Origin of the sequence: Streptomyces sp. FIT100, assembly GCF_024584805.1 — a bacterium.
Classification (GTDB): domain Bacteria; phylum Actinomycetota; class Actinomycetes; order Streptomycetales; family Streptomycetaceae; genus Streptomyces.
Map to the genome: position 1 here is coordinate 3375536 of NZ_CP075715.1, position 16783 is coordinate 3392318.

A 16783-nucleotide genomic window follows, 5' to 3' on the forward strand; every position below is an offset into this window, starting at 1 on the left:
TGCCGGAGGGCAGGGTTGCGAACCCGGGTGCGTTCCGGGGTGTCGTGCCCTATTTTGAGGGCTCGGTTCGTCTCCGGGGCGCTTCAGCGTGCGTCGACGGTCGATCGTGCTCAGTCCCTCGTCCCTCGGGACCTCCGCGCGTTCTCCCTTTCACCGTGCTCGACAAGCGGCCCCCGGCCGCGGGCCACGCGCCCCTTCGGCTCACTCGCCCGACCGCGCGTCCCTTCTCGGTTCACTCGCCAGGTCTGCCAGGGGCACCGGAGGCGGCGCCCGGTTCCGCAAGGACGGCGAAGGCGGCGCCCTGGTCGTCCGTGAGCACCGCCATGCGTCCGTAGGGAATGTCGAAGGGCGGTGCCGTGACGCGGCCGCCGAGCCGGGTCACCGCCTCGGCGGTGGCGTCGCAGTCGGCGACGGAGAAGTAGACGAGGAAGTGGCCGGGCATCTCGGCGGGGAACGCGTCGGTGATCACACTGCGGCCGCCGATCGCGGTGTCCTCGCCCGGTTCCGTGCCCGCCGGTGACCACAGGAGGTAGTCGATCGCCTCGTCGGGCAGCGCGGTGCCCTGGAAGCCGAAGACCTCGGCGTAGAAGCGGTCGACGGCGTCCTTCTCCCGTGTGTAGACCTCGGTCCAGCAGAACGATCCCGGCTCGTTCCGGACCTCGAAGCCGGCCTGCTCGCCCTTCTGCCACAGTCCGAAGACGGCGCCGCCGGGGTCCGCGGCGAGCGCCGTCGTACCGGAGCGGCCCACCGGCACCGGGGCCGTGATCACCTGTCCGCCGGCCTCGCCGATCTTCCGCGCGGTCCGCACGATGTCGTCGGTGGCGAAGTAGACGCCCCAGGTGGTGGGCATGCGGCCGTCGCGCTTGGGGACGAGGGCGGCGACGCGTTTCCCGTCGAGGAACGCGTCGGTGCGGTGGCCGTGCTGCTCACCGGCATCCCTGCTGTACGTCCAGCCGAACAGGTCGCCGTAGAAGCGCTTGCCCGCCGCGAGATCGGGCAGCTGGGCGTCGGCCCAGCAGGGCATGCCCTCCGTGAACACGGCCATGTCCTGACCCCTTCCTCAGCTTCCTCGGCGAGAACTGTGACGCCAGTCACAGTCAAGCGGAACCCGGTGTGCGCCGCACGCAGGTAGGGGTGGTTGGTTGAGTTGTCCACCGAAGTTATCCACAGGCTGTTGATAACACTATTGACCCACACGAGGGACGCACCCCATTTGCAGTCGGCCGAATCGCGCGCCGATCACCCCTCGGTAAGCTGACGGCATGACAGGACAAGTACGCACCGTCGACGGCCGCGTGGCCGGACGACGCGGCCAGGCGACGCGGCAGAAGCTGCTCGACTGCCTCAGCGAGATGCTCAGCTCCTCGCCGTACCGGGACGTCAAGGTCATCGACGTGGCCCGCAAGGCGGGTACGTCACCCGCGACCTTCTACCAGTACTTCCCCGACGTCGAGGGCGCGGTCCTCGAGATCGCGGAGGAAATGGCCACCGAGGGCGCCGGGTTGACCGCGCTGGTGTCCGGCCGCTCCTGGGTGGGCAAGGCCGGCTGGCAGACCGCCGAGGAACTGGTCGACGGCTTCCTCGACTTCTGGCGCAGGCACGACGCGATCCTGCGTGTCGTCGACCTCGGTGCGGCCGAGGGGGACAAACGGTTCTACAAGATCCGTATGAAGATCCTGAACTCCGTCACCAACTCCCTCACGGAGGCGGTGAAGGAGCTCCAGTCCAAGGGCAAGGTCGACAAGGACGTGAGCCCGGCGGCGATGGCCGGCTCGCTGGTCGCGATGCTCGCGGCGGTGGCCTCGCACCAGAAGGGCTTCCAGACCTGGGGCGTCAAGCAGGCCGAACTGAAGCCGAACCTGGCGCTGTTGGTCCACCTGGGGATCACCGGCAAGAAGCCGACGAAGTAGCGCCGCGGGAGCGCTGCGCCGCGCTGTGCGCGTCCTGTCCGCGCGGCGCACGCACCGCACCGCACCCACCCGCCCTTCACCGCGGGTCGGCGACCCCCGCACCCCGGCTCACGCCGCGGCGTCCTCGTTCCGGCGCGTCAGGCGGAAGACCCGGATCTCCCGCTCCACCCTCGCCTGGTACGTGGCGTACGGCGGCCAGAAGTCCAGCAGCGCCCGCCACGCCTCCTCCCGTTCCGTCCCGGCGAGGAGCCGCGCGCGCACGGGGATGTCCCGCCTCTTCCAGCTCACCTCGGCGTCGGGATGCGCGAGCAGGTTCCCCGTCCAGGCCGGATGGCCGGTGCGGCCGAAGTTCGAGCCGACGAGGAGCCAGGTGGCGGCCCCGTCCTCCGGCATGCACGCGAGCGGCGTACGGCGCGGAAGCCCGCTCCTGGCGCCCCTGGCCGTGAGGACGACACCGGGCAGCATCTGTGCGCTGAGCAGGACCTTTCCCCGGGTGAGCCGGTGGACGGCCCGGTCCATGGCCGGTACGACGTGCGGGGCGACCTTCGCGAAGGCCCGGGTCGACGAGACCTTCTGGACCAGCCTCACTCCCAGCGGCATCAGACCGCCACCGCCTCTCCCGTGGTCGCCCGGGACGTCGTCGCTCCGGACGTCCTCGCCCCGGACATCGTCGTTCCGGATGTCGTCGACCGTGCCGTCGTCGCCCGGCCCGCGGTCGCGGCGCCCGTGAAGAGCCCCGCCGCTTCGGCCGCCCGCGCCCGCAGCCGGTGGACCGGCCCGAAGAGCAGCTCGTCGGCGGCCGCCCGCTTGAAGTACAGATGCGCCTCGTGCTCCCAGGTGAAACCGATGCCGCCGTGCAGCTGGATCGCCTCGCCCGTCGTGGTGCGCAGCGCCTCCAGGCACTGGGCGAGCGCCAACGGCCCGCCCCCGTCCGGGTCCCAGGCGGCGTAGTAGGCCGCCGAGCGGGCCGCCTGGACGTGTACGTACAGATCGGCCAGGCGGTGCTTGACCGCTTGGAACGCCCCGACCGGCCGGCCGAACTGCTCGCGCTCCCCCACGTACGCGACCGTACGGTCCAGCGCGGCGGCCGCCGCCCCGGCCGCCTCCGCGGCGAGCAGCGCCGCGGCGGTGCGCCCGACGGCGGCGAGCGCACCCGGCACCCGGGCGCCCGCGGTGTCGTCGCCGAGCAGCTCCGCCCGGGCGTCGCGGAGTTCGACGCGCGCCTGGGGCCTCGTCTCGTCGAGCGCGGTCCACCGGGTGCGCCGGACCCCGTCCGCGTCCCCCCGGACCAGGAAGAGCAGCGCCCGCCCGCGGGCGAAGCCGCCCGTATGCGCGGCGACGAGGAGCAGCCCGGCGCTGTGCCCGTCCAGGACCTGCCCCGCCTCCCCGTACAGCACCCAGCCGCCGCCCTCCGGCAGGGGCCTCGCCTGCACCCCGCCGGCCCGGCCGCCCCCCGCCCACACGCCGTCCGCGTTGTCACCGGTGAGGGCGAGGGCCGTGGCGAGGCCGTCGCCGGGGACGGCGAGGGCCGCGGTGAGCGTGCCGTCGGCGACGGCGGGCAGGTGCTCGGCCCGCTGCGCCTCGCTGCCGAGCGCGGCGATCAGCGGCGCCACGAGTCCGGCGGTGGCGAGGAGCGGTGACGGCAGGAGCGCCCGTCCGGCCTCCTCGAAGGCGAGGGCGAGTTCCACGGCCCCGCCGCCGACGCCTCCGTACGCCTCCGGCAGCGCGAGCCCGGGCAGCCCGAGCTCGTCGGCGAGCCTCGCCCACAGCTCCCCCGGAGGTGCTCCGCCCCCGCGGGTCAGCGCCGAGCGCAGGGTGCGACGGATGGCCTGCTGCTCCGGGGTGAAGGCGGTGTCCATGGGCATCCATCCCTCTCCGTGCCCACTACGCGCCTGACGAGGCGTCAGGCATCGGGCTCAGGGGTGGGATGGTAGGGGCGGGCGGCCGAGAATCACAGAGCCCCGTCGCGGCGGGCGCTCAGCAGGGCTCGCCCGGACGCTCCGCGGCCGCCTTCAGCAGGTCCCGTACGAGATCGAAGTCGACCTTCTCGGTGCGCCGGAAGCGCAGGCAGCCCTTGCCCATGTCCTGGTCGGCGAGCCGCTCCTCGAAGCCTTCCCGCACGTCCGGGCGCATCAGATAGAAGGAGATGTACTGCTTCTGGTTGGCGAAGGCGATCTCGGGCTCTCCGCCCGGACGGCGATACGCGGGCATGCCGTACGCCATGACCTCCTCGTAGCCGTCGAGCTCGGTGCGGCAGAGCTCGCGGATCCGGACGAGGGCCGTCAGCCGGTCGGGCTCCGCCACCTCGGCGAGGTAGCCGTCGACGTCTTCCGCTGTGGATCGGGGCATACCGCGAGCCTACCGCCGGGGCGCGGCGGCAGCTCACGGAGTCCGGTCGCCGACCGGCCCGCGACCGGCACCGACCTGTCGGTGACCGGCCACTGGCCCGGCCCGCCGTCTCGGCCGTCCCCCGCCCACCACATCTGATGTACCGTCAGATTCATGCCCACCCCATCGCGCAAAGTCGCCATCGTCGGCATATCCCTCTCCGACTGCGGCCGGGTCGACGGCCCCACCCCGTACGCCCTGCACGCCCAGGCCGCCCGACGCGCCCTCGCCGACTCCGGCCTCGACCGCTCGCTGATCGACGGCTTCGCCTCCGCCGGGCTCGGCACCCTCGCACCGGTGGAGGTCGCCGAGTACCTGGGGATCCGGCCCACCTGGATCGACTCGACCTCGGTGGGCGGCGCCACCTGGGAGGTCATGGCCGCGCACGCCGCCGACGCCATCGCCGCGGGCCGCGCGGGCGCCGTCCTGCTCGTCTACGGCTCCACCGCCCGCGCCGACATCAAGGCCGGGCGCCGCACGTCGAACCTCTCCTTCGGCGGGCGCGGCCCGCTCCAGTTCGAGGTTCCCTACGGGCACACGCTCGTCGCCAAGTACGCCATGGCCGCCCGGCGCCATATGCACGAGTACGGCACCACACTGGAGCAGCTCGCCGAGGTCGCGGTCCAGGCGCGGGCGAACGCGGCGCACAACCCCGACGCGATGTTCCGCGACCCGATCACCGTGGACGACGTCCTGTCCGGCCCGCTGATCGCCGATCCGTTCACCAAGCTGCACTGCTGCATCCGCAGCGACGGCGGCTGCGCGGTGCTGCTGGCGGCCGAGGAGTACGTACCGGACACGGCCAGGGCGCCCGTGTGGGTGCTCGGCACGGGCGAGCACGTCTCGCACACCACGATGTCGGAGTGGCAGGACTTCACCGTCTCGCCCGCGGCGGTCAGCGGCCGGCTGGCCTTCGAGCGGGCGGGGGTGCGGCCCGCGGACGTCGACATCGCCGAGATCTACGACGCCTTCACCTATATGACGCTGGTGACGCTGGAGGACCTCGGCTTCTGCGCGAAGGGCGAGGGCGGGGCGTTCGTCGAGAAGGGCCGGCTGCGGCTGGACGGCGAGCTGCCCGTCAACACCGACGGTGGCGGGCTCTCCGCCTGCCACCCGGGCATGCGCGGGCTGTTCCTGCTGGTCGAGGCGGTACGGCAGCTGCGCGGCGAGGCGGGCGGCCACCAGGTGCGCCGGCCGGACGGCAGCCTTCCGGAGCTGGCGGTGGCATCGGGGACGGGTGGCTGGTTCTGTTCGGCGGGGACGGTAGTCCTCGGGCGGTGAATGCGGGCCCCTTCTGAGTGCCGCCCCTGCGGGCGGCTCAGTCGATGCGGCGGACCGGCTGCCCCGTGATGCGCGCGATGGTGTCGAAGTCGCCGTCCTGATGGAGAACCGTGAGCTTGTGATGCCTGGCGGCCACCGCCACCAGGAGGTCGACGGGACTCGCGCTCTGGTGCCAGCCCCGGTCGGCGAGATCGTGCTGGAGCTCGGCGGCATCGGCCCAGGCGGACTCCCGCATCGAGTAGTACGGGAAGGTCTCCCTGAGGAGCCCGTCCATCTCGTAGAAGACGCGCTTGCCGCCGGCAGCCCGCAGGATCTCCTGCCGCACGGGCTCACAGAGACCGACGAGTCCCGCGTTGACGACGCTGCTCCAGCTCGGGCTCGCCTGCCCGCGGTAGAAGCGGACGAGCGCGCTCGTGTCCGCCAGGTAGAGCTCCGTCACGCCGCGCGCTGCCCGCCCTCGTCACCGCCGGGCTGCGGACGCGTCTCGATCACCGAGAAGTCGACCTCACCCTCCTCGACCATCTGCCGCATCCGTTCCACTGCGGCAGCCCGCCGCCGCCGGTCCACGATCTCGCGCAGCGCGGCGTTGACGGTGTCCCTCTTGGTGCCCGTACCGAGGAAACGCGCGGCCTCGGCCAGCGCCTCATCGTCCAGGTCGATGACGGTGCGACTCATGGGACCTCCCTGACGTATATACGCTTCCCAAGAAAGATATCAGCCCGCGCACCGACTGTCGTCGGACATCGGCCGGCTGTGATGATCGACCCATGAACCCCGATCCCGCCGACGCTTCGCGAGAGTTCCACGAGCTGCTCAGATCCCTGCCGGTCTGGGACACCGAGCTGCCCGCCTTCGATCCCGCACAGGCGCCCCGCGAACCGCTGCCGCTCTTCCGGCGGTGGTTCGTGGAGGCGGCCGCCGCCGGTCAGCCCGAGCCGCACACCATGACGCTCGCGACCGTCGGCGAGGACGGGCACCCCGACCTGCGGACGTTGATGCTGCACGAGGCCGACGAGCGCGGCGGCACTTCGCCTCGCACTCCACCAGCGCCAAGGGCCGCCAGCTCGCGGCCCGTCCGCACGCCGCGCTCGGCTTCTACTGGCCGGCGCAGGGCCGCCAGGTCCGAGTGCGCGGACGGGTCGCCGAGGGCAGCGCCCGCGAGGCGTACGACGACCTCCACGCCCGCTCGGCCGGCGCACTGGCCGCGGCCCTGGTCGGCCGCCAGAGCGAGGTACTCGGCTCCTACGAGGAGCTGGTGCGGGCCAGCGAGGCCGCCTGGCGGCGGGCGCGGGCCGAGCCGGAGGCGACAGCGGCGACCTGGACGGCGTACGTACTGGAGCCGTCCGAGGTGGAGTTCTTCCAGGGCGACGCGCGTCGGCGTCACGTCCGGCTGCGCTACCGGCGCCAAGCCGGCTCCTGGACCCGCGAGTTGCTGTGGCCGTAGAGGGTGTGCTGTGGATCAGGCCGGATCAGTGAGCGGGGTCCGGCGCATGGCGTCTCCCCGGACCGCAGGGCCCAGGGGACGCAATCGCACGGCGGAGGAAGGAGCCACCGCGGTGGGGCACCTCCCCCCAGAAGAGAGGCGAGGTGCAGTGCCAGGGCACGCGGGCCCGGCAAGATCCGCAACACACCGCCATAGGGCCACCTGACCAAGACGCGATCCGGCAGGCTTCGGCTGTCCGCCTCCGGGCCCATTTGCCGGACCGGTCCGTCCCTCCCAGGTCGGACACAGCTCGCGCCCTTCGGGGGATTCGCCCCAACTGCCCTTTGCGAAAGGGTTGGTGCGTCCCACACGCACTGACCCGAAGGGCCTTCCCCACGTGCGAAACAGACGAACAGTCACCACCTTCCTGGCGGCGGGCGCCGTCGCCGCGACCCTCGTGCCGGCGCTCGCCCCGGCCACGGCAGCGGCGGCCGAGAACCCGCTGCGGCAGTACCTCCAGCAGAAGCCCACCTGGAAGCGCTGCGCCAAGGACAGCCCGGCGACCTTCCAGTGCGCCACGATCAAGGTGCCGCTCGACTACGGCCGCCCCGGCGGCAAGAAGATCGACCTCGCGATATCGCGGTTACGGTCGAGCAGCACCGCCGAGCGCCGCGGAGTCCTGCTGACCAACCCCGGCGGTCCGGGCGGCGAGGGCGTCTCCATGCCGCTGTTCCTGGCAAGCGAGCTCCCCGCGTCCGTGAAGAAGGCGTACGACCTCGTCGGCTTCGATCCGCGCGGCATCGGGCAGAGCTCCCCCGTCGGCTGCGGGCTGACCGGCGACGAGTGGAACTGGGAACGGCCCTACAAGGCGAAGACGTTCGCCAAGGACGTGAAGTGGGCCCGCACCTTCGCCGAGAAGTGCGGAGCGAAGCAGGGCGACAGGCTGCGCCATATGACCACCCGCAACACCGCCCGCGACATGGACGTGATCCGGGCCGTGCTGGGCGAGAAGAAGATCTCGTACCTCGGCTACTCCTACGGCACCTACCTCGGCGCCGTCTACACGCAGATGTTCCCCCGGCGTGCCGACCGTTTCGTACTGGACAGCGCCATCGACCCGAAGCGGGTGTGGCGCGGCATGATCCAGGTGTGGGCCGAGGGCGCCGAGCCCGCGTTCGCCAGGTGGACCGAGTGGACCGCGCAGCACGACGCCGAGTTCGGGCTCGGTGCCACCCCGGACGCGGTGCGCAAGACCTTCTGGGACCTGGTGGCCCGTGCCGACCGCAAGCCCATCGAGCTCGACGGCACGTCCCTCACCGGCGACGACATCCGCGCCGGTCGCGCCGTGTTCTTCAGCGTCCGCTACGCCGCCGAGCAGATCGCCGAGCTGAAGCGGGCCGCCGCCGGCAAGCCGCCGGCCACCCGCAAGCCCGGCACGCCTCCGCGCCGCGTCCCGCCGTCCTTCGCCCGCGCCGTGCCCGAGGACAACAGCGTCGCCGCCTTCTGGACCGTGCTCTGCGCCGACACCCGCGCCTGGCCGCGCGACCCGGATCAGTACCGCCGCGACGCGATCCGCGACAAGGCCAGGTACCCGCTGTACGGCGACTTCGCGTCCAACATCATGCCGTGCGCGTTCTGGAAGAAGAGCGGCAGCGAGCCGGCCACCGTGATCGACAACAAGGTCCGGGCGCTCGTCCTGCAGAACGAATGGGATTCCCAGACCCCGCTGACCAGCGGCGTCGGCCTGCGCCGGGCCATGAAGGGCTCGCGGATGGTCACGGTCGCCGGCGGTGAGGGCCACGGCGTCTACGGCGCCAAGTCCTGCGCCGACAAGACGGCGACGGCCTACCTGACCACCGGCAGGCTCCCGGCCAAGGACCTGACCTGCCGGGCCGCCCCCGCAGGCAAGCAGGCCATGAACAGGCTGCCGGTACCGACCCCTCCGGGGATTCCGGGGCTGCGGCAGGGCTTCTGACGCGGGCGAGACATGGTGCGGGGCTCTTCGCCGGCGAGAGCCCCGCACACCGCGGGCCGCACACCGCGGGCCGCACACCGCGGCCCGCCCGCCGAGGCCGCCCCGTCGGGGGCCTCGGCCCGGTGGTTCAGATCGTCGTCGGCACGGACCCGAGCAGGACTCGGGCCAGTTCGCGGGGCTGGGAGAACATCGGCCAGTGGCCGGTGTCCAGTTCGGCCAGGCTCCAGCGGTCGCTCTTCAGGAGCTCGGCCACGGCGGGGCTGGGCTCGGGCCAGTCGAGGAGGCACTTGACGTAGGTGGCCGGGAGCTCGGCGAGCGGGCGGGCCAGGGTGGCCGGCTCGGTGAGGGTGGCGCCCGGGTGCGGGGTCGAGCCGGTCACGATGCGGGTGATCTGGGCGTCGGTGAGGCCCTGGCCGGCGTAGTCCGGGGCCGCCTGGGGTGCCCAGAAGCCGTGGTGCTCCGCGATGGAGCCTTCGACCATGGCGCGGCCGTCCGGCCAGGCGGAGAGGAAGGACTCGCCGTCGGCCGGAACGTTGGAGTCGACGAACACCACATGGGCCAGGCGGTCGCCGATGCGCTCGGCGGCCTGGCCCACGGGGATGCCCGCGTAGCTGTGGCCGACGAGGACGACGTCACTCAGGTCGAGGCGGTCGATCTCGTCGACGATGTCCTGGACGTGGGTCTGCTGTCCTGCGGGCACGCCCTGCTTCTCGGCGAGGCCCGAGAGGGTCAGGGGGTGGGCGCCGTGCCCGGCCGCGCGCAGCTCCGGCACCACCTCGTCCCACGCCCACGCTCCCAGCCATGTACCCGCCACCATCACGAACTCAGCCATGGGGGCACCGTAGCGCGGGGGTCGGACAACGCACCGACGTTCATTCCGCCGGCGGGCGGAAGACCGGGACGGCCGGACCGTCGCCGTCCTCCTCCCGCCTGCGGAAGGCGACCTCCAGCTCCATCCCGATCCGCAGCCCCGCCTCCGGGCACTCCACGATCTCCGTCATCATCCGCGGGCCCTCGGCGAGGTCGACGACGGCCGCGGTGTAGGGCGTACGGTCGCCGAAGGGCGGGAGGTCGTTGCGGTGCACGACCGACCATGTGTAGAGCGTCGCCCGGCCGCTCGCCCGCTCCCACGCGACGTCGTCGCTCCAGCAGTGCGGGCAGAACTCGCGCGGGTAGTGGTGGGCCCGGTCGCAGTCGCCGCAGCGGCGGATCAGCAGCCGGCCCTCGGCGGCCGCGTCCCAGTAGGGGCGGGTGAAGGCGTCGGCCTCGGGGGTGGCGGCGTTCGCCGGGGTCATCGGAAGAGTCCGATCGCGTGGTCGAGGGACCAGGTCTGCCAGGACATCGCGAAGAGGGCGACGAGCGAGATCAGGGCCATCATCGCGTTCTGCCCCTGCTCGGCCCAGTCGTGGATCATCAGGGTGAGGTAGAGGAGGTTGAGGAGCAGCCCGCCGACGAGGGCGATCGGGGTGAGAAAGCCGGTGACCAGGCCGAGGCCGAGGGCGAGTTCGGCGTAGACGACGATGTACGCCATGGTCTTCGGGCGGGGTGCGACGACCGTGTCGAAGCCGGAGCGCACCAGCTGCCAGCGGTGCTTGGCCGCCACGTCGGCGGCCCAGGCGATTCCGGTGCCGCGCTCGAACCAGCCCTTCCTGTCCTTGTGCCGCCAGCTCTCCAGCCACCACAGGCCGAGGCCGATGCGGAGGACGGCGAGCCATTCGGCACCGGTGAGCCAGAGGGTCTGCATTCCGGGGCTCCTCCCTCCCGACAACTGATCTGACGGTACGTCAGTTCACCGGACGGGCGTCCCGAGCGCAAGAGTCCGGCGGCCGTGACCGATTCGCAATGGTTCGCCGTTACGCTGTGCGCCCATGCCCGATCACAGAGCCATGGATCTCACCGACGACCGCCCCGTCTACGTCATCGGCGGCGGCCCCGGCGGCCTCGCCGCTGCCGCCGCGCTGCGCGAGAGGGGCGTACGAGCCGTCGTCCTGGAGAAGTCGGAATCGGTGGGGGCCTCCTGGCGCGGGCACTACGACCGGCTGCATCTGCACACCACGCGGCGGCTGTCGGGCCTCCCCGGCCTGCCCATGCCGCGGAGGTTCGGGCGGTGGGTCGCGCGGGACGATGTGATCCGCTACCTGGAGAAGTACGCGGAGTTCCACGAGCTGGAGCTGGTGACCGGCGTCGAGGTCACCCGGATCGAGCCCGCGGGCGACGACTGGCTCCTGCACGCCTCCGGCGGCCGGCGGCTGACCGGCCGCGCGGTCGTCGTGGCCACCGGGCACAACCACACCCCGCGGCTGCCCGACTGGCCCGGTCGGGACACGTACGCGGGCGAGCTGCTGCACGCCTCCGCCTACCGCAACGCCGCCCCGTACGCGGGCAAGGACGTCCTCGTGGTCGGCGTCGGCAACACGGGTGCCGAGATAGCCGTCGACCTCGTGGAGGGCGGTGCGGAGCGGGTGCGGCTGGCCGTCAGGACCATGCCGCACATCGTCCGCCGGTCCACGGCCGGCTGGCCCGCCCAGCGCACGGGGATCCTCGTGCGCCGTCTGCCGGTCCGGCTGGTGGACCGGGCCGGAGACCTGGTCGGCCGGATCTCCGTGCCCGACCTGTCCGCCCAGGGGCTCCCCCGCCCGGACACGGGCCTCTACTCCCGGGTCCGGCAGGGCGCCATCCCGGTCCAGGACGTCGGCCTGATCGAGGCGGTCCGCTCCGGGCGGGTCGAAGTGGTCGCGGCGGTCGAGTCGTTCGACGACTCCAAGGTCGTCCTGGCGGACGGCTCCCACCTCACCCCCGACGCGGTCGTCGCCGCCACCGGCTACAGCCGCGCCCTGGAGCCCCTCGTCGGCCACCTCGGCGTCCTGGACGACCGCGGCCGCCCGGTGGTGCACGGCGGCCGCGCCCCCCGCCAGGCGCCGGGGCTGTACTTCACGGGGTTCACCAACCCGATCAGCGGGATGTTCCGCGAAATGGCCCTGGACGCCCGGAAGATCGCGAAGACGCTGGCCCGCTGAGCCCTGGCCCCACGGTTACGCGGTTACGCGGTTACGCGTTACGCGGCCGACACCGCCGTGTCGGCGGTCCGCACCGGCACCCGGGGCCTCCGGCGGTCGACATCGACGTCGACCGCCGGAGGCGCCGGCGCGGCCGTCAGCCGGTCGGGTTCAGCACGAGCTTCGCCGTGTTGTTCCTGGCGTTCGGGTCGAACGCCAGCGGCTGGGTGGCGCCGTACGGGTGCATGAGGGTGATCTTTCCGGATGCGCGGGGGACGACGGTGTCGATCCGCAGCTGGAACGGGAAGGTGACGGTCTGCTTCTCGGCCACCCACAGCGGCAGTTCGCACCGGTAGCGCGGGGCCCCGGTGGGCTCCTCGACCCAGTCGCCGTCCAGGGTCCGAGGTGCGCAGTTCCCGGGCACGGCGGTGACCGTGGCGCCTTCGGGGACGATCAGGTCGACCGCGGCGACCGGGTCGCCGGAGCCCAGGTTCGCGACCCACGCCGGGCCCTTGTTGCGGAAGGTCAGCCCGGCCTGCACGGTCTCGCCGGCGGCACCGGTCACCTTCGCGCCGCGGATCGCGAAGTCGGCGGTGTTCACGGCCTTGACCGCGGCGACGCCGCCGTTGTCCTCGGGCGCCAGGTCCTCGGCACCGTCGCCCGCCGCGACCCCCATGTCGATGCGCTCGTCCAGGGCGTACGGGGCGACCGTGGCCGTCAGCGGCGCCGGGAGGGTGAAGCCGGCGCCCGGTTCGACGACGTCGTCGAAGGCGCAGTCCACCCTGGTGACGGGCTTGATCGCGCCCTCGCCGAGCGGTGTGGCGGTGCACTCGGGCGCGACGCCGCCCACGTCCAGGCCGCGGGTGACGTACAGGGTGACCCGGACGCCGTTCGCCGGCTCGTTGCCGTTGTTGACCACGGAGAACGGCACGGGCACGGTGCTGCCCGGCGCGACGCCCTCCACCGGAGCCGGCCGGTCCAGCACGAGGTCGGGGCCCGAGCCGATCCTGACGGTGGTCTCGTATCCCTCGGGCGCCGTGAGCACACCGCCCGCCATCGTCGTCGTGGCCTTCGCCCGGTAGGTGATCCGGCCGCTCGCACCGGCCTCCGCCTCCGCTGCGGCCCGCACCTGAACCGGCACCGAGCCGCCGGAGCCCTCCGCCGGGACCTCGGGGACCGTGCAGACCGCGGTCGTGCCCGCCGGCGCGCAGTTCTCGGGCCAGATGACGTCGGCGACGCCGGCCAGGCCCGAGACGTCGACGGTCAGCAGGCCGTCGGTCACCCGGTAGTCGGGGTTGTCGTGGGACAGGCCCAGGTCGAGGGTGACGGCCCGGGCCTGCTCACCGTTGCCGGCGGCCTTGGGCAGCATGACCTCGTACGGCGACCTGATCCACAACTGGTCGCCGGCGGCGAGGGCCGGGATGGCCATCGCGACCGTGGCGATTCCCGCTGCGACGGCGCAGGCGACGACGCGGGCGGGCCGGCCGACGGAAGGCTTTCTCATGTTCTCCTCTGTTCCTCGGGGAGGGACGGCGGTGCGCTGGGGAGACTCCCGAGTGCGGATGAAGGTTGCCCCGGTGCGGAACGGGAGAGCAGGAGGAGAGGAGCAGGGAGCGGCGGGACAAGACGGCAGCCGTGCGGCGCGCGGCGGACCGGGACATCTCCCCCGTACGAAGAGTTCCTGACTGGTCGTCAGTTCGCTAATCTGACTGTGCGTCAGTTATCACCGGCCGACGAGCAAGGAGCGGGCGAAGCGATGCTTGGATCGACCCACGGCACCCTCACCACCGATCTCCGCGCCCGAGTCGTGGCCTGCGGAGAACAGCCCGGACCCACCGTCCACGGCATGGCCGCGAGCGAGGGGGACCTGGATGTCAGCGGCCGGCCGCTGCACGCGCCCGTCCCCGACCTCGACCGGTTCTTCCGGCCCGAGTCGGTCGCCATAGTCGGCGCCTCCGACGCCGACGGCCGGCCCAACACCGGCATCACCCGGCAGCTGATCGCCTGGGCCGAGCGGGTCGGGGCGCGACTCCACCCCGTCCATCCCAGCCGGACGGCCGTCTTCGGGCTGCCGTGCGTCCCCTCCGTCGCCGATCTGCCCGAGCCCGTCGATCTGGCCGTGCTGCTCGTCGGCGACCCGCTGCCCGTGGTCGAGGAACTCGCCCAGGCCAAGGTGAAGTTCGCCGTGGCCTTCGCGTCCGGGTTCGCCGAGACCGGCGCCGCGGGCGCGGCCGCGCAGCGGCGGCTCGCCGCCGCCGTCGAGCGGTCGGGGCTGCGGCTGCTCGGGCCGAACACCAACCTCAACGCCTTCGAGCGGTTCCGCGAGGACCTCGAAGGCCCCGCCATCGCGCTCATCACCCAGTCCGGCCACCAGGGCCGCCCCGTCTTCACCTTGCAGGAGCTGGGCGTACGGCTCTCCCACTGGGCACCCACCGGCAACGAGGCCGACCTGGAGACCGCCGACTTCATCTCGTACTTCGCGGGACGGCCCGAGGTCGGCGCGATCGCCTGCTACGTGGAGGGGCTCAAGGACGGCCGCTCCTTCCTGCTCGCCGCCGACCGCGCCGCCCGGGCCGGTGTACCGGTCGTGGCCGTCAAGGTCGGCAGGACCGAGACCGGGGCGCGCACGGCCGCCTCGCACACCGGCAAGCTGACCGGCGCCGACCAGGTGGTGGACGCGGCGATGCGGCAGTACGGCGTGATCCGCGTCGACGGACTCGACGAACTCCAGGACACCGCCGCCCTGCTGGCGCGGGCGCGCAAGCCGCGGGCGGACGGCGTCGTCGTCTACTCGATCTCGGGCGGCACGGGCGCGCACTTCGCGGATCTGGCGACCGCGGCCGGGCTGCGGCTGCCGCCGCTCTCCGAGGCCAAGCGGACCGAACTGCACCAGTGGATACCGGAGTACCTGAACGTCGCCAACCCCGTCGACAACGGCGGCCACCCCGTCGGCGACTGGCGCGGCCGCAAGATCATCGACGCGATCCTCGCCGACCCCGGAGTCGGCGTGCTGATCTGCCCGATCACCGGCCCCTTCCCGCCGATGAGCGACAAGCTCGCCCAGGACCTCGTGGACGCGGCGGAGGAGACGGACAAGCTGGTGTGCGTGGTCTGGGGCTCGCCCGTCGGTACGGAGGAGGCGTACCGCACGACGCTGCTCGGCTCCTCGCGGGTCGCGACCTTCCGTACATTCGGCAACTGCATCACCGCGGTCAGGGCCTATCTCGACCACCACCGCTTCACCACCGGCTACCGCTCGCCCTTCGACGAGGCGCCGCGCACCCTCTCCCCCTCCTTCCGCAAGGCGCAGGCCCTGCTCCGCCCGGGCCACCGGCTCAGCGAGCACTCCGCGAAGCAGCTGCTGCGGGCGTACGGCATCCGCGTGCCGCGCGAGCAGCTGGTGACCAGCGCGGCGGCCGCGGTGCGGGCGGCGGGCCTCGTCGGCTACCCGGTGGTGATGAAGGCGTCCGCGCCCCAGCTCGCGCACAAGACCGAGCTGGGCCTCGTGAAGATCGGCCTGACCTCGGCCAGCCAGGTGCGCGACGCCTATCGCGAGCTCACCGACATCGCCCGCTACGAGAACGCCGACCTCGACGGCATCCTCGTCTGCCAGATGGTCGAGCGGGGCGTCGAGATGGTCGTCGGGGTCACCCAGGACGAGCTCTTCGGCCCGACGGTGACGGTGGGCCTCGGCGGTGTGCTGGTGGAGGTGCTCCAGGACGCGGCGGTGCGCGTCCCGCCGTTCGGCGAGGACCAGGCCCGCTCGATGCTCGCCGAACTGCGCGGGCGGGCCCTGCTGGACGGGGTCAGGGGCGGGCCGCCGGTGGACGTGGACGCGCTCGTCGAGGTCGTGCTGCGGGTGCAGCGGATGGCCCTCGAACTCGGCGGGGACCTCTCCGAACTGGACATCAACCCGCTGATGGTGCTGCCGCGCGGGCAGGGCGCGGTGGCGCTGGACGCGCTGGCGGTGTGCCGATGACGACGGGCGCAGGCGGGGACCCCGTACTGCACCGCACCGAGAACGGCGTCTCGTGGATCACCCTCGACCGGCCCGAGGCCATGAACGCCGTCACCTGGGACCAGCGGGAGCACATCATCGCGCTGCTCGCGGACGCCTCCGCCGACCCGGACGTACGGGCCGTCGTGATCACCGCCACGGGCAAGGGCTTCTGCGCGGGCGCGGACCTGCGCGGGGCCCCCACCGCGGGGGAGCGCGTACCCGGCGACGTGGCCCGTACGATCCGGCTCGGCGCCCAGCGTTTCATCGCGGCGGTCCTGGACTGCGAGAAGCCGGTGCTCGCTGCGGTCAACGGGACGGCCGCCGGCATCGGCGCGCATCTCGCGTTCGCGTGCGACCTCGTCCTGGCCGCCGAATCCGCCCGTTTCATCGAGGTGTTCGTCCGCCGCGGCCTCGTCCCCGACGGCGGCGGCGCCTACCTCCTGCCCCGCCTCATCGGCCCGCAGCGCGCGAAGGAGCTGATGTTCTTCGGCGACGCGCTGCCGGCCGCGGACGCCGAGCGGCTCGGACTGGTCAACCGGGTCGTCCCCGCGGAGGACCTGGAGAAGACGGCCCGCGAGTGGGCCGAACGCCTCGCGGCGGGCCCGACCCGGGCCATCGCCCTCACCAAGCAGCTGGTGAACGCCTCGCTGGACACGGACCGTTCGACGGCGTTCGCGGCCGAGGCGGCGGCGCAGGAGATCAACATGACGACGCGGGACGCGAACGAGGGGGTGGCGAGCTTCGTGGAGCGGCGGACGCCGGAGTACCGGGGGCGCTGAGCACCGCCCCCGGGGCAGGGCAGGGCGGTCT

16 protein-coding genes and 1 pseudogene are annotated in these 16783 nt (G+C 72.9%); 7 read left to right on the plus strand and 10 right to left on the minus strand.

Annotated features, from left to right (window positions below; translation table 11 throughout):
- Window positions 1–232 precede the first annotated feature (232 nt).
- Window positions 233–1045: a VOC family protein gene (locus KK483_RS14780; RefSeq protein WP_262005697.1), complete on the minus strand. Its 813-nt coding sequence runs from the start codon at window positions 1043–1045 to the stop codon at window positions 233–235.
- Window positions 1046–1262: 217 nt separating this feature from the next.
- On the opposite strand from KK483_RS14780, the gene KK483_RS14785 reads away from it, so the two are divergent.
- Window positions 1263–1910 carry a TetR/AcrR family transcriptional regulator gene (locus KK483_RS14785; protein ID WP_262005698.1) on the plus strand — a complete coding sequence of 216 codons (648 nt, stop codon included), beginning with the start codon at window positions 1263–1265 and terminating at the stop codon, window positions 1908–1910.
- Between the two features lie 108 nt (window positions 1911–2018).
- Here the strand turns inward: KK483_RS14785 and KK483_RS14790 are convergent, their stop codons facing one another.
- The 3 genes from KK483_RS14790 to KK483_RS14800 all read right to left on the minus strand — a co-directional run bounded on the left by KK483_RS14790 (window position 2019) and on the right by KK483_RS14800 (window position 4259).
- On the minus strand, window positions 2019–2510 hold the full coding sequence (locus KK483_RS14790; protein WP_262005699.1) for a nitroreductase family deazaflavin-dependent oxidoreductase: 492 nt from the start codon (window positions 2508–2510) through the stop codon (window positions 2019–2021).
- Window positions 2510–3769: an acyl-CoA dehydrogenase family protein gene (locus tag KK483_RS14795; protein WP_262009496.1), complete on the minus strand. Its 1260-nt coding sequence runs from the start codon at window positions 3767–3769 to the stop codon at window positions 2510–2512. The genes KK483_RS14790 and KK483_RS14795 overlap by 1 nt, the downstream gene beginning before the upstream one ends.
- Window positions 3770–3887: 118 nt before the next feature.
- Window positions 3888–4259: an iron chaperone gene (locus KK483_RS14800; protein WP_262005700.1), complete on the minus strand. Its 372-nt coding sequence runs from the start codon at window positions 4257–4259 to the stop codon at window positions 3888–3890.
- A 153-nt stretch (window positions 4260–4412) separates the two neighbouring features.
- On the opposite strand from KK483_RS14800, the gene KK483_RS14805 reads away from it, so the two are divergent.
- Window positions 4413–5579, plus strand: a complete 1167-nt coding sequence (locus tag KK483_RS14805; protein WP_262005701.1) for a thiolase C-terminal domain-containing protein — start codon at window positions 4413–4415, stop codon at window positions 5577–5579.
- A 37-nt stretch (window positions 5580–5616) separates the two neighbouring features.
- Here the strand turns inward: KK483_RS14805 and KK483_RS14810 are convergent, their stop codons facing one another.
- A complete protein-coding gene (locus tag KK483_RS14810) occupies window positions 5617–6018 on the minus strand; it encodes a PIN domain nuclease (RefSeq protein ID WP_262005702.1) in 402 nt (133 codons plus the stop codon).
- On the minus strand, window positions 6015–6254 hold the full coding sequence (locus KK483_RS14815) for a type II toxin-antitoxin system VapB family antitoxin (protein ID WP_262005703.1): 240 nt from the start codon (window positions 6252–6254) through the stop codon (window positions 6015–6017). The genes KK483_RS14810 and KK483_RS14815 overlap by 4 nt, the downstream gene beginning before the upstream one ends.
- A 92-nt stretch (window positions 6255–6346) precedes the next feature.
- On the opposite strand from KK483_RS14815, the pseudogene KK483_RS14820 reads away from it, so the two are divergent.
- A pseudogene (locus tag KK483_RS14820) lies at window positions 6347–7023 on the plus strand (pyridoxal 5'-phosphate synthase).
- Between the two features lie 376 nt (window positions 7024–7399).
- Window positions 7400–8977 carry an alpha/beta hydrolase gene (locus KK483_RS14825; RefSeq protein ID WP_262005704.1) on the plus strand — a complete coding sequence of 526 codons (1578 nt, stop codon included), beginning with the start codon at window positions 7400–7402 and terminating at the stop codon, window positions 8975–8977.
- 127 nt (window positions 8978–9104) lie between these two features.
- Here KK483_RS14825 and KK483_RS14830 read toward each other — a convergent pair whose 3' ends face one another.
- From KK483_RS14830 to KK483_RS14840, 3 genes are read right to left on the minus strand one after another with little or no spacing between them, the layout of a single operon-like run.
- Entirely contained in the window at window positions 9105–9809 is a 705-nt protein-coding gene (locus KK483_RS14830; protein ID WP_262005705.1) for an alpha/beta fold hydrolase, read from the minus strand.
- Between the two features lie 40 nt (window positions 9810–9849).
- A complete protein-coding gene (locus KK483_RS14835; RefSeq protein ID WP_262005706.1) occupies window positions 9850–10272 on the minus strand; it encodes a Zn-ribbon domain-containing OB-fold protein in 423 nt (140 codons plus the stop codon).
- A complete protein-coding gene (locus KK483_RS14840; RefSeq protein WP_262005707.1) occupies window positions 10269–10721 on the minus strand; it encodes a DoxX family protein in 453 nt (150 codons plus the stop codon). The genes KK483_RS14835 and KK483_RS14840 overlap by 4 nt, the downstream gene beginning before the upstream one ends.
- Window positions 10722–10845: 124 nt before the next feature.
- Here KK483_RS14840 and KK483_RS14845 point away from each other — a divergent pair, with 124 nt between their 5' ends.
- Window positions 10846–11994 (plus strand): NAD(P)/FAD-dependent oxidoreductase, encoded by a 1149-nt coding sequence (locus KK483_RS14845; protein ID WP_262005708.1) that lies wholly within the window; start codon window positions 10846–10848, stop codon window positions 11992–11994.
- A 136-nt stretch (window positions 11995–12130) separates the two neighbouring features.
- Here the strand turns inward: KK483_RS14845 and KK483_RS14850 are convergent, their stop codons facing one another.
- Window positions 12131–13477: a hypothetical protein gene (locus KK483_RS14850; RefSeq protein ID WP_262005709.1), complete on the minus strand. Its 1347-nt coding sequence runs from the start codon at window positions 13475–13477 to the stop codon at window positions 12131–12133.
- Window positions 13478–13729: 252 nt separating this feature from the next.
- Between KK483_RS14850 and KK483_RS14855 the strand changes: the two genes are divergently transcribed.
- On the plus strand, window positions 13730–15952 hold the full coding sequence (locus KK483_RS14855; RefSeq protein WP_262005710.1) for an acetate--CoA ligase family protein: 2223 nt from the start codon (window positions 13730–13732) through the stop codon (window positions 15950–15952).
- Complete coding sequence (locus tag KK483_RS14860; protein WP_262005711.1) at window positions 15949–16752, plus strand: enoyl-CoA hydratase/isomerase family protein; 804 nt, start codon at window positions 15949–15951, stop codon at window positions 16750–16752. The genes KK483_RS14855 and KK483_RS14860 overlap by 4 nt, the downstream gene beginning before the upstream one ends.
- Window positions 16753–16783: the final 31 nt, after the last annotated feature.

Bases quoted from the DNA above. Each gene is read 5' to 3' on its own strand.
- KK483_RS14780 (WP_262005697.1), bottom strand. From the start codon at position 1,045: ATGGCCGTGTTCACGGAGGGCATGCCCTGCTGGGCCGACGCCCAGCTG.
- KK483_RS14815 (WP_262005703.1), bottom strand. From the start codon at position 6,254: ATGAGTCGCACCGTCATCGACCTGGACGATGAGGCGCTGGCCGAGGCC.
- KK483_RS14840 (WP_262005707.1), bottom strand. From the start codon at position 10,721: ATGCAGACCCTCTGGCTCACCGGTGCCGAATGGCTCGCCGTCCTCCGC.
- KK483_RS14800 (WP_262005700.1), bottom strand. From the start codon at position 4,259: ATGCCCCGATCCACAGCGGAAGACGTCGACGGCTACCTCGCCGAGGTG.
- KK483_RS14860 (WP_262005711.1), top strand. From the start codon at position 15,949: ATGACGACGGGCGCAGGCGGGGACCCCGTACTGCACCGCACCGAGAAC.
- KK483_RS14785 (WP_262005698.1), top strand. From the start codon at position 1,263: ATGACAGGACAAGTACGCACCGTCGACGGCCGCGTGGCCGGACGACGC.
- KK483_RS14855 (WP_262005710.1), top strand. From the start codon at position 13,730: ATGCTTGGATCGACCCACGGCACCCTCACCACCGATCTCCGCGCCCGA.
- KK483_RS14790 (WP_262005699.1), bottom strand. From the start codon at position 2,510: ATGCCGCTGGGAGTGAGGCTGGTCCAGAAGGTCTCGTCGACCCGGGCC.
- KK483_RS14835 (WP_262005706.1), bottom strand. From the start codon at position 10,272: ATGACCCCGGCGAACGCCGCCACCCCCGAGGCCGACGCCTTCACCCGC.
- KK483_RS14795 (WP_262009496.1), bottom strand. From the start codon at position 3,769: ATGGACACCGCCTTCACCCCGGAGCAGCAGGCCATCCGTCGCACCCTG.
- KK483_RS14850 (WP_262005709.1), bottom strand. From the start codon at position 13,477: ATGAGAAAGCCTTCCGTCGGCCGGCCCGCCCGCGTCGTCGCCTGCGCC.
- KK483_RS14830 (WP_262005705.1), bottom strand. From the start codon at position 9,809: ATGGCTGAGTTCGTGATGGTGGCGGGTACATGGCTGGGAGCGTGGGCG.
- KK483_RS14805 (WP_262005701.1), top strand. From the start codon at position 4,413: ATGCCCACCCCATCGCGCAAAGTCGCCATCGTCGGCATATCCCTCTCC.
- KK483_RS14845 (WP_262005708.1), top strand. From the start codon at position 10,846: ATGCCCGATCACAGAGCCATGGATCTCACCGACGACCGCCCCGTCTAC.